This window comes from Brucella anthropi, assembly GCF_046630315.1.
In the GTDB taxonomy this organism is placed as follows: domain Bacteria; phylum Pseudomonadota; class Alphaproteobacteria; order Rhizobiales; family Rhizobiaceae; genus Brucella; species Brucella anthropi_A.
On sequence record NZ_LQBD01000033.1, the window covers coordinates 71,378 to 82,986 of the forward strand.

Genomic DNA, 11,609 nt, shown 5'->3' on the forward strand with positions numbered 1-11,609 from the left:
GACAGTTGTATGATTGAGAATAAAAAGAAGCCCAACCCCATTGACGTGCATGTCGGCAGCCGCATCCGTCTTCGCCGTAACATGCTGGGCCTCAGTCAGGAAAAACTCGGCGAAAATCTCGGGATTACCTTTCAGCAGATCCAGAAATACGAGAAAGGCACCAATCGCGTCGGTGCAAGCCGACTTCAGGCGATCTCGGCAATTCTGAACGTTCCGGTTTCCTTCTTTTTTGAAGATGCGCCAGGCTCTTCGCCCCAGGCCGGTTTTGCGGAAGACAATGAAGCAACCTATGTGGTCGACTTCCTGAATTCCAACGAAGGGGTCCAGCTGACCCGTGCCTTCACGAAGATTTCAGACCCGAAAGTGCGCCGCAAGATCATTGATCTGGTGAAGTCGCTCGCTGCGGACGCTGACTGATTTCATAGTGTAGAAAAGCTGAAATTGCGGGGCATAACCATGTCCCGCCGGATTTTGCGATTTGTGCGCCTTAACCCGCGGGAACTGCCGTCTGGAACGAAATTTCCCGCCAGGGCGCCGTCGCAACAAGATTATGCATTGACGGTCTGATCCCAACTTCGCTAACACATTACCGTGCCCGGAACGCTGAAAACCTGTTCCGGGCGCTACTGTGTTTCCATGGCGGAGATTTTCTCCGTTGGATTTTCAAGAGGGGTTACCCGTGTCGCGCAGTTCTTATCTCTTCACCAGCGAATCTGTGTCCGAAGGACATCCGGACAAGGTTTGCGACCGCATCTCCGATGAAATCGTGGACATGATCTACAAGGAAGCGCGCCGCACCGGCGTCGATCCATGGTCTGTCCGTGTTGCCTGCGAAACGCTTGCCACCACCAATCGCGTGGTCATTGCCGGCGAAGTGCGCGTGCCGGATACATTCCTGAAGAAGAATAAGGACGGCACGATCGCCCATGATGCCGCCGGGCATCCGCTGATCAACCCGTCGCGTTTCCGCTCGGCGGCCCGCAAGGCGATCCGCGAAATCGGCTATGAGCAGGATGGCTTCAACTGGAAGACCGTGAAGATCGACGTGCTTCTGCATCCGCAATCCGCCGACATCGCGCAAGGCGTGGACAATGCCGCCGACCGTCAGGGTGAGGAAGGCGCGGGCGATCAGGGCATCATGTTCGGCTATGCCTGCCGCGAAACCCCGGACCTGATGCCGGCGCCGATCTATTATTCGCACAAGATTCTCGAAAAGCTCTCCGAGGCCCGCCACAAGGGCGAGGGCGACGCGGGCAAGCTCGGTCCCGACGCCAAGAGCCAGGTCACGGTGCGTTACGAGAATGGCAAGGCTGCCGAGGTTACGCAGATTGTTCTCTCCACGCAGCATCTGGATGCAAGCTGGGATTCGAAAAAGGTCCGCTCGGTCGTCGAGCCCTATATCCGTGAGGCTCTGGGCGAGCTTCCGATTGCAGCCAACTGCAACTGGTACATCAACCCGACCGGCAAGTTCGTCATTGGCGGGCCCGACGGCGATGCCGGTCTGACGGGCCGCAAGATCATCGTGGATACCTATGGCGGGGCCGCGCCGCATGGCGGCGGCGCATTCTCGGGCAAGGACACGACCAAGGTGGATCGTTCCGCTGCCTATGCCGCGCGCTATCTTGCCAAGAATGTGGTTGCCGCCGGTCTTGCCGACCGCTGCACGATCCAGCTTTCCTATGCCATTGGCGTCGCGCAGCCGCTTTCGGTTTATGTCGATCTGCATGGCACCGGCAAAGTGGCTGAATCTGCAGTCGAGGAAGCGCTTCGTGAAGTCATGGACCTGTCGCCCACCGGCATCCGCAAGCATCTCGACCTCAACAAGCCGATCTATGCCAAGACGTCGTCCTATGGTCATTTCGGTCGCAAGCCGGGCCGTGACGGTTCCTTCTCCTGGGAGAAGACCGATCTCACCAAGGCGTTGAAGGCAGCGGTAGCGTAACTTCCTGCCGGAAAGTTGCATCACGGGCTGCATGGCGTTATGTGTCGGGCAAATTTCGGAGGGCGCGGTCTTTGATCGCGCTCTTCTGCTATTGGAGCGCATCCCGATGGATAAACTATGACCGAAGAAACTCATCCTCTGCGCGGTGCCGGAAATTTTTTCGGCCGTCGCCACGGCAAGCCCCTGCGCAACCATCAAAAGAACCTGTTCGAGGATATTCTGCCGCGCCTGAAGATCGATGTCGAAAGCCCGGCGCCACAGGATCTGCGCACGCTTTTTGAAGCGAAGGTCGATGCGGTGCGTCTGGAAATCGGTTTTGGCGGCGGTGAGCATCTGCACCATGAGACGGGCCGCTATCCGCAGACGGGTTTCATCGGCGTCGAGCCGTTCATCAACGGCATGGCCAAGATGCTTGCCGCATTGGACAGCCAGCCGCGACACAACCTGCGCCTTTATGACGAGGATGCAACGGCGGTGCTGGACTGGCTGCCGGACACCTCCTTGTCGGGTATCGATCTTTTCTATCCCGATCCATGGCACAAGCGTCGCCACTGGAAGCGCCGTTTTGTGAGTGACGCCAATCTCGACCGCTTTGCCCGTGTCCTCAAGCCCGGCGCAATATTCCGTTTCGCGTCCGACATCGAACATTATGTCAACTGGACGCTCCAGCATTGCCGTCGCCATCCCGCCTTCGACTGGCAGGCGGAAGGCCCGTCCGACTGGAATGATGCCTATGAAGGCTGGCCGGGAACGCGCTATGAAGCGAAGGCTTTTCGCGAAGGCCGGTGCGCCGCTTATCTGACCTTTATCCGCATTTGAGGCCGCCAGCGGTAAAGGCGTCTGATGGAACATCAGAAGCGGTCTTGAAAAAATCCGCTTCCGCTGGTATATAAGTTTCAAATTCTTGGTCGTTCGAACAAGAGTGGGTCCACCCGGTCCCGCTCTTTTTTGTTACTTGCGGCCAGCTTGAAGAGGCTTTGCAGCCTTTTGAAAGGTACTTAGGTTGACGGAACAGGTTCAGGCAAACGAAGCAGAAGCGCTCGCGGCAGACGCGGATGAACGTATCATCCGCGAGACGGGCATCGATGCGAAAGTGGCTTCCATCATCGAACCCATCATCAATACGCTGGGCTTCCGGCTGGTGCGTGTGCGTCTTTCGGGGCTGAACGGCCAGACCTTGCAGATCATGGCCGAGCGTCCCGATGGCACGATGACTGTCGATGATTGCGAACTGGTCAGCCGCACGGTTGCGCCGGTTCTCGACGTGGAAGATCCGATCAACGGAAAATACCATCTGGAGATTTCGTCTCCCGGTATCGACCGTCCGCTGGTCAGAAAGTCGGACTTTGCCGACTGGGCCGGCCATATCGCAAAGGTGGAAACCTCCATCGTCCATGAAGGCCGCAAGAAATTCCGCGGACGTATCGTCATGGGCGATGCGGAGTCTGTCGTGATCGAAAGCGACCAGATTTCCTATGGCAGCGAGCCTGTCGTGCGCATTCCATTCGATCTGATCGCGGATGCACGTCTCGTGCTGACCGATGACCTGATTCGCGATGCGCTGCGCAAGGACAAGGCCCTGCGCGAAGGCCGTATTCCCGGTGACGATCTCGGTAGCGACGAGGCGGACGGACAGTCCGGTGAAGCCGCATCGGGTGAAGCCGAAGAGAAAGAATAAGTTTCAGGCGTCCGGCATCTTGAGGAGCCGGATGCGACACCAAGGAGAGTCCAATGGCAGTCAGTGCTAACAGGCTGGAGCTTCTGCAGATCGCCGATGCGGTCGCACGCGAGAAGTCGATCGACCGCGAGATCGTTCTTGCGGCCATGGCCGATGCGATCCAGAAGGCCGCGCGCTCGCGCTACGGTCAGGAAAGCAACATCCGCGCGGACATCAATGCGAAATCCGGCGAGATCAAGCTGCAGCGCCTGCTGGAAGTCGTGGAAAATGTCGAGGATTACGCGACGCAGATTTCGCTGTTCATGGCGCGCGAACGTAACCCCGATGCGCAGGTTGGCGATTTCATCGCCGATCAGCTGCCGCCGATGGATTTCGGCCGTATCGCCGCCCAGTCCGCCAAGCAGGTGATCGTGCAGAAAGTGCGCGAGGCTGAGCGCGACCGCCAGTATGACGAATACAAGGATCGTGTCGGCGAGATCGTCAACGGCACCGTCAAGCGCGTCGAATATGGCAATGTGATCGTCGATCTCGGCCGTGGCGAAGCCATTGTGCGCCGCGACGAGCTGATCCCGCGTGAAGCTTTCCGCTATGGCGATCGCATCCGCGCCTATGTCTATGACGTGCGCCGCGAACAGCGCGGCCCGCAGATTTTCCTGTCGCGCACCCACCCGTCCTTCATGGCCAAGCTCTTCACCATGGAAGTTCCGGAAATCTACGACGGCATCATCGAGATCAAGTCGGTGGCCCGCGATCCGGGTTCCCGCGCCAAGATCGCCGTGGTATCGCGTGACGCGTCGATTGATCCTGTCGGCGCCTGCGTCGGTATGCGCGGTTCCCGCGTTCAGGCTGTCGTCGGCGAATTGCAGGGCGAAAAGATCGACATCATTCCCTGGTCGCCGGATGCGGCTTCCTTCATCGTCAACGCGCTTCAGCCGGCTGAAGTCGCCAAGGTTGTTCTTGATGAAGACGCCGAACGTATTGAAGTTGTCGTCCCGAATGACCAACTATCACTTGCAATCGGTCGTCGCGGCCAGAATGTGCGCCTTGCTTCCCAGCTTACGGGCTGGGACATAGACATCCTGACGGAAGACGAGGAATCCGAACGTCGCCAGAAGGAATTCGCAGAACGTTCGACCCTCTTCATGGAAGCGCTCAACGTGGACGAGATGGTGGGTCAGGTTCTGGCCTCCGAAGGTTTCGCATCCGTTGAAGAACTGGCCTATGTCGAGCCGGGCGAAATCGCCTCCATCGATGGTTTCGATGAGGATACGGCTGGCGAAATCCAGGATCGTGCCCGCGAATATCTGGATCGCATCGAAAGCGAACAGGATGGACGCCGCAAGGAACTGGGCGTTGAAGACGAGCTGCGTGAGCTGCCGGGCATGACCACGGCGATGCTGGTGGCTGTCGGTGAAGATGGCGTCAAGACGATTGAGGACTTCGCCGGTTATGCCGTCGATGATCTGGTTGGCTGGCGTGAACGCAAGGACGGCGAAACCGTCGCTCATAGCGGCATCTTCTCGGCTTTCGACGTTTCGCGCGTCGATGCGGAACAGATGGTCCTGGCTGCGCGTTTGAAGGCAGGATGGATCACGGAAGAAGAACTGGCATCGGCTCAGGAAGAAGAAGCCGAAGCTGGTGAAGAGGAAACCGCTTCCTAAGATGCGCATTCCGAAAACCGTGAAACGGTTTTCGGGAAAGATGCGCGTCGGATTAGAGCGCCGATCCGATCCAATCAGATCGAAACGCGCTCTAGGAAGCGGGTTGGAAGGAAAAGAGCCGCATGGCTTCCTGCGTCTGGGGCAATTCAGGCGTAAGCTGTGCGGCTCTCGCAATTAGGCTCGATAACAAGGCCCTTGTTCATCTGAATTGATCGGCCAGTTCGGGTTTCGAGTGCGGTTGCGGCCATCTTACGGGTTGTGGCGGGGCTTTTGCTCTGGTACAGCGCCCGCGTTACGTCCGATGTGCGGGCAGGCCGCAATATGGCAAGACTGGAGTTGGCGTGGAGCAGGATATGAATGACAGAACCTGTATCGTCACGCGCGAAAGCGGTTCTGCCGATGATCTGATCCGTTTCGTGGCCGGCCCTGATGGTTCGGTGGTGCCGGACCTGAAAAGGAATCTGCCGGGCAGGGGATGCTGGGTCAAGGCCGAGCGTCGTCTGGTGGATGAAGCGGTCAAGCGCAAGCTTTTTGCGCGGGCGCTGAAAGAAGGTGTGACGCCGCAGGCGGATCTTGGCGCGCTGGTGGACCAGCTGCTGACGAAATCCGCTCTCGGCAGCCTTGCTCTGGCGCGCAAGGCCGGGGCTGTGGTGTCGGGCTCGACCAAGGTGGATCAGGCGATCCGCACCGGGACAGCCGCCATGGTGCTGCACGCAAAGGAAGCCGCCGCCGATGGTGTGCGCAAGCTCGATCAGGCTCGCCGCGCCGTGGTGCATCTGGATGGTCCGGAGATCCCTTCTTTCTCTCTTTTTACGGGAGAAGAAATGGATTTGGCATTTGGGGGCGGAAATGTGATACATGCAGCCGTGCTTGAAGGAAAGGCGGCAGCCGGGTTCGTAAAGCGGGCGCTTATGTTGCATCGCTATCGTGGTGAAAGCCTGTCGGACCTGGACTAGCGCATGTCTCCCAAACGTGGGAACCGGTTTTGGGATAAAGGCATGCATGAAAACAAAAGCGTAAAGCGTGTCGTAAGAGTTTGATACAATGGCGACACGCTTTGGAGCGCACTCTGGAGGGGCCTGGCAGACCCTGGATTGGATTGCGCGTTGAAGCGGATGACTGGAGCATTATCCAACCTGACCCGGTCGCGTTGGATAATGCTCGAGTAGAGCGGCCGGAGCCGCGAAGGAAACGGAAACGTAATGAGCGATAAAACAAACGACGACAAGACGCTGAGCGTTAATACGAAGAAGACGCTGACCATGAAGCGGCCAGGCGTCGAACAGAGCACCGTGCGCCAGAATTTCAGCCACGGCCGCACGAAGGCTGTCGTCGTTGAAACCAAGAAGCGTAAGTTCTCGCGGCCTGACGAGAAGCCGGAAGTAGAGGCAGCGGCCCCACGGCCTGCGGCGCCGGCAGTTTCGGCACCTGCGGCTCCCGCGCCGGCAGCACCGGCCCCGGCACAGGCCGCACAGCCTGCTCCGGCCGTGCGCGCGCCGACGCCGGCAACGCCCGCGCCGAAGCCGGCAGCACCTGCTGCTCCGGTCACGAAGCCGCATGTCGCCCAGCAGCGCCCGGTGCAGCAGCGCCCCAGCGGCCAGCAGGCACAGCGTCCGCGCCCGTCCGACCGCTCCGGCATGGTGCTGAACACGCTGTCGCGCTCCGAAATGGATGCACGTCGCCGCGCGCTTGAAGAAGCGCAGGCCCGTGAAGTCGAGGAACGCGCGCGCGCTGTTGAGGAAGCCAAGCGCCGCGCCGAGGAAGATGCGCGCCGCGCCAAGGAACGGGAAGAATCTGCCCGTCGCCAGGCGGAAGAGGAAGCCCGTCTCAAGGCAGAGGCCGATGCCCGCCGCAAGGCCGAGGAAGAAGCCGCCAAGCGCATGCCGCAGCCGGAAGCCCGCACCGAGCGTCGCGATGATGCGCGCCCGGCGCCGCAGGGCAGCCGCCCGCAACAGGGTCGTCCCCAGGGCAATCGTCCGCCGCAGGCTGGCCGCCCGCAGCAGGGTGGTCCGCGTCCGGCGGCGCCAAGCCTTGCCGATGCTGCCCCGATTCCGGGCAAGCCGCTTCCGCAGAGCCAGCTTCGCAAGCCCGGCCAGTCGGATGACGACGATGATCGTCGCGGCGCGGTCCGTCGCGGGGCTCCGGCGAAGCCGGAAGTACGCGCGCCGAAGGCCACGAAGGGCGATGATGATCGCCGTCGCGGCAAGCTGACGCTGACGAGCAATCTTGAGGAAGAGGGCCGTTCGCGCTCGCTTTCCGCGATGCGTCGCCGTCAGGAAAAGTTCAAGCGTTCGCAGATGCAGGAAACCCGCGAAAAGATTTCGCGTGAAGTGACCATTCCTGAAACCATCACGCTGCAGGAACTGGCCCAGCGCATGGCGGAGCGTTCCGTCGATATCATCAAGTACCTGATGAAGCAGGGCCAGATGATGAAGCCGGGCGACGTCATCGATGCCGATACCGCACAGCTGATCGCCGAAGAATTCGGCCACACCGTCAAGCGCGTTGCTGAATCGGACGTTGAAGAAGGCATCTTCAACGTGGAAGACAATCAGGCTGCCATGGTTTCGCGTCCGCCGGTCGTGACCATCATGGGCCACGTCGACCACGGCAAGACCTCGCTGCTCGACGCCATCCGTCATGCCAATGTCGTGTCGGGCGAAGCCGGCGGCATCACCCAGCATATCGGTGCTTATCAGGTCGAACAGAACGGCCAGAAGATCACCTTCATCGATACGCCGGGCCACGCCGCGTTCACCGCAATGCGTGCCCGCGGTGCGCAGGCAACCGATATTGCCATTCTGGTGGTTGCCGCCGACGACAGCGTGATGCCGCAGACGATCGAATCGATCAACCACGCCAAGGCGGCCGGTGTGCCGATCATCGTGGCGATCAACAAGATCGACAAGCCTGCCGCCGATCCGCAGAAGGTTCGTACTGCACTGTTGCAGCATGAAGTCTTCGTGGAATCGATGGGCGGTGAAGTGCTCGACGTCGAAGTGTCGGCCAAGAACAAGATCAACCTCGACAAGCTGCTCGACGCAGTTCTGCTTCAGGCGGAAATGCTCGACCTGCAAGCCGATCCGACCCGCACCGCCGAAGGTGTGGTCATCGAAGCCCAGCTCGATCGTGGTCGCGGTTCGGTTGCCACCGTTCTGGTCCAGAAGGGCTCGCTGCATCCAGGCGACATTCTCGTTGCCGGCAGCGAATGGGGCCGTGTGCGCGCCCTGGTCAATGACCGTGGCGAGCATGTCAAGGAAGCCGGTCCGGCAATGCCGGTCGAAATCCTCGGCCTTCAGGGAACGCCGCAGGCGGGCGACCGTTTCGCAGTGGTTGCCAATGAAGCCAAGGCACGTGAAATCGCCGAGTATCGCCAGCGACTGGCGCGCGACAAGGCTGTTGCACGCCAGTCCGGCGCCCGCGGCTCGCTCGAGCAGATGATGAACCAGCTCCAGGTGTCGGGCACGAAGGAATTCCCGCTCGTCATCAAGGGCGACGTGCAGGGTTCCATCGAAGCGATCTCGAATGCGCTGGACAAGCTCGGCACCGACGAAGTTCGCGCCCGCATCGTCCATTCGGGCGCAGGCGGCATCACGGAAAGCGACGTGTCGCTCGCCGAGGCTTCCAACGCCGCGATCATCGGCTTCAACGTCCGCGCCAACAAGCAGGCCCGCGACGCAGCCGATCAGCAGGGCATCGAAATCCGCTACTACAACATCATCTATGATCTCATCGATGACGTTAAGGCGGCGATGTCGGGCCTTCTGTCGCCGGAGCGTCGCGAAACCTTCCTTGGCAATGCGGAGATTCTCGAAGTCTTCAACATCACCAAGGTTGGCAAGGTCGCCGGTTGCCGTGTCACCGAAGGCAAGGTCGAGCGCGGCGCAGGTGTCCGCCTCATCCGCGACAACGTGGTCATCCACGAAGGCAAGCTCAAGACGCTCAAGCGCTTCAAGGACGAAGTGTCGGAAGTTCCGGCCGGTCAGGAATGCGGTATGGCGTTCGAGAACTACGACGATATTCGCGCAGGCGATGTCATCGAAGCCTTCCGCGTCGAACACGTTTCGCGCACGCTCTAAAAACTTTGAGCCGGACCGTCCCAATTGGGCGGTCCGGCTTTCTATTGCCCGGTTCCGAGGGTCTGACTCCCATCTGGATTGTGGTAGGTTGCGCCCATAATTTTCAAGTCATGCGGTCGGACAGCCTGAGGGTTGGACGCCGGTTTATGGCTGTTTATCGAGGATTTAACTGTTATGGCACGTTCTCCGAACCCCAAAGGCTCAGGCGGCCTTTCCCAGCGCCAGCTTCGCGTGGGCGAGCAGGTGCGTCACGCATTGGCGCAGGTGCTTCAGCGTGGAGAAATCCGCGACGATCTTCTGGCTCGCACCGTGATTTCCGTGTCGGAAGTGCGCATGTCGCCCGATCTCAAGATCGCGACCTGCTTCATCACGCCGCTTGGCGATGCCGATACCCAGGCGGTCATCAAGGCTTTGGCTGCAAATGCGAAGTTCATTCGCGGCCGCATGGCGCCGAGCCTCGCCCAAATGAAATACATGCCGGAATTCCGCTTCCGGGCCGATACGAGTTTTGACAATTTTTCCAGGATCGATGCGCTGCTGCGCTCGCCGGAAGTCGCCCGCGATCTTGGGCATGACGATGAAGAAGATGGGGAGGCAGACAAGGCTTCCCGCAATGGAGACGAATAAAGCATGGCAAGACGGGGCAAGAAAAAAGGTCGCCCGATATCCGGCTGGGTCATTTTCGACAAGCCGAAGGGGATGGGATCGACCGAAGCGGTCTCGAAGATCAAGTGGCTGTTCAACGCCGAAAAAGCCGGTCATGCCGGTACGCTCGATCCGCTTGCTTCCGGCATGTTGCCCATAGCGCTGGGCGAAGCCACGAAAACCGTGCCTTATGTCATGGATGGAACCAAGATCTACCGTTTCACGGTCAGCTGGGGCGAGGAGCGCTCCACGGACGATCTGGAAGGTCAGCCGACCAAGACTTCGGACAAGCGTCCGTCGCGCGCGGATATCGAGGCATTGCTGCCGAACTATACCGGCGTCATTTCGCAGGTTCCGCCGCAGTTCTCCGCCATCAAGATCGATGGCGAGCGCGCCTACGACCTCGCCCGTGAAGGCGAGACGGTCGAGATTCCATCCCGCGAAGTCGAGATCGACCGTCTGGAGATCGTTGGCATTCCGGATGCCGACCGCGCCGAATTCGAGGTTGAATGTTCCAAGGGCACCTATGTGCGCTCCCTGGCCCGCGACATGGGCCGTGATCTCGGCTGCTACGGCCATATTTCGCAACTGCGTCGCATTGAGGTGGCACCGTTCACGGAAGAGGATTCCGTTACGCTTGCAGAACTTGAACAGGCATGGCCCCCGCTTCCGCCGAAGGATGAGGAAGGCAATGTCGTGGAGCCCGCGCCGCGCCGCGATTTTTCCGCGCTCGATGCTCTGGTGATCGATACGGGTGCGGCGCTCGACTGCCTGCCGCAGGTGCCGCTTTCCGACGATCAGGCGCAACGCGTGCGTCTGGGAAATCCGGTGATCCTGCGCGGGCGCGATGCACCGCTGGAAGCGGACGAAGCCTGCGTCACGGCACGTGGAAAACTGCTTGCCATCGGCTATATCGAGCACGGGCAGTTCAAGCCGAAGCGCGTTTTCACAACCGGCTGAGATTGCGTCGGAAGCGTGCGGTGTGGCTGTAAATTGAATTGAGACTGGCATTCCTGCCGATTTTGCACTATATGCCCCTCATCGATCATGCGTAAAAGCATGTCAATCGTGTCAATGGCCCGCGCTGGACGACATCCCGGCCCGGGCGTCTGGTTTTCCTCTCATCTAGAAAGGTGTTACGATGTCGATTACTGCTGAGCGCAAGCAAGCACTTATCAAGGAATACGCCACCAAGGAAGGCGACACCGGTTCTCCTGAAGTACAGGTTGCCGTTCTTTCCGAGCGTATCGCCAACCTCACCGAACACTTCAAGGGCCACAAGAATGACAATCATTCGCGTCGCGGCCTCCTGAAGCTGGTTTCGCAGCGTCGTCGCCTTCTTGACTATGTCAAGGGCATTGACGAAGCGCGTTATCAGGCGCTGATCGGCCGTCTCGGCCTGCGCCGTTAAGGTTGAAATCGGGCGACGCCTCAAAACGTCGCCCGTTTGATTTTGAATGGGGCTATTCGTGGCCCTTGAAACCCGGCCCGGCGGCATGGCGCTCCCGGATCGGATGCCCGAGAGCCAAACGGCTCGCGACTGGACCAGTCATGGGGCAGGATTGCAGGCAGTTCGTTTGATTTTCCGCGAGCTTCCCGTTGTC

The 11,609-nt window shown here is 59.9% G+C and carries 10 protein-coding genes; all 10 read left to right on the forward strand.

The genetic code is table 11. The annotated features are described in order from the left end of the window. Positions 1–9: 9 nt before the first annotated feature. A complete protein-coding gene (locus AVM02_RS14075; protein ID WP_411507545.1) occupies positions 10–417 on the forward strand; it encodes a helix-turn-helix domain-containing protein in 408 nt (135 codons plus the stop codon). A 262-nt stretch (positions 418–679) separates the two neighbouring features. Then, complete coding sequence (gene metK, locus AVM02_RS14080; protein WP_411507546.1) at positions 680–1,942, forward strand: methionine adenosyltransferase; 1,263 nt, start codon at positions 680–682, stop codon at positions 1,940–1,942. A gap of 117 nt (positions 1,943–2,059) precedes the next feature. Beyond that, positions 2,060–2,761 (forward strand): tRNA (guanine(46)-N(7))-methyltransferase TrmB, encoded by a 702-nt coding sequence (locus AVM02_RS14085; protein WP_411507547.1) that lies wholly within the window; start codon positions 2,060–2,062, stop codon positions 2,759–2,761. A gap of 184 nt (positions 2,762–2,945) precedes the next feature. Beyond that, positions 2,946–3,620: a ribosome maturation factor RimP gene (gene rimP / locus AVM02_RS14090; RefSeq protein WP_411507548.1), complete on the forward strand. Its 675-nt coding sequence runs from the start codon at positions 2,946–2,948 to the stop codon at positions 3,618–3,620. A gap of 53 nt (positions 3,621–3,673) precedes the next feature. Beyond that, the gene (nusA, locus tag AVM02_RS14095; protein WP_411507549.1) at positions 3,674–5,281 is read left to right on the forward strand and encodes a transcription termination factor NusA; all 1,608 of its coding nucleotides are present in this window, start codon (positions 3,674–3,676) and stop codon (positions 5,279–5,281) included. Between the two features lie 353 nt (positions 5,282–5,634). Continuing rightward, a complete protein-coding gene (locus tag AVM02_RS14100) occupies positions 5,635–6,237 on the forward strand; it encodes an RNA-binding protein (protein ID WP_411507550.1) in 603 nt (200 codons plus the stop codon). A gap of 246 nt (positions 6,238–6,483) precedes the next feature. Then, on the forward strand, positions 6,484–9,360 hold the full coding sequence (gene infB / locus AVM02_RS14105; protein ID WP_411507551.1) for a translation initiation factor IF-2: 2,877 nt from the start codon (positions 6,484–6,486) through the stop codon (positions 9,358–9,360). Between the two features lie 174 nt (positions 9,361–9,534). Further along, entirely contained in the window at positions 9,535–9,987 is a 453-nt protein-coding gene (gene rbfA, locus AVM02_RS14110; protein WP_411507552.1) for a 30S ribosome-binding factor RbfA, read from the forward strand. Positions 9,988–9,990: 3 nt separating this feature from the next. Further along, positions 9,991–10,965, forward strand: a complete 975-nt coding sequence (gene truB, locus AVM02_RS14115) for a tRNA pseudouridine(55) synthase TruB (protein ID WP_411507553.1) — start codon at positions 9,991–9,993, stop codon at positions 10,963–10,965. A gap of 181 nt (positions 10,966–11,146) precedes the next feature. After that, entirely contained in the window at positions 11,147–11,416 is a 270-nt protein-coding gene (rpsO, locus tag AVM02_RS14120) for a 30S ribosomal protein S15 (RefSeq protein ID WP_006473093.1), read from the forward strand. The last annotated feature ends 193 nt before the right edge of the window (positions 11,417–11,609 follow it).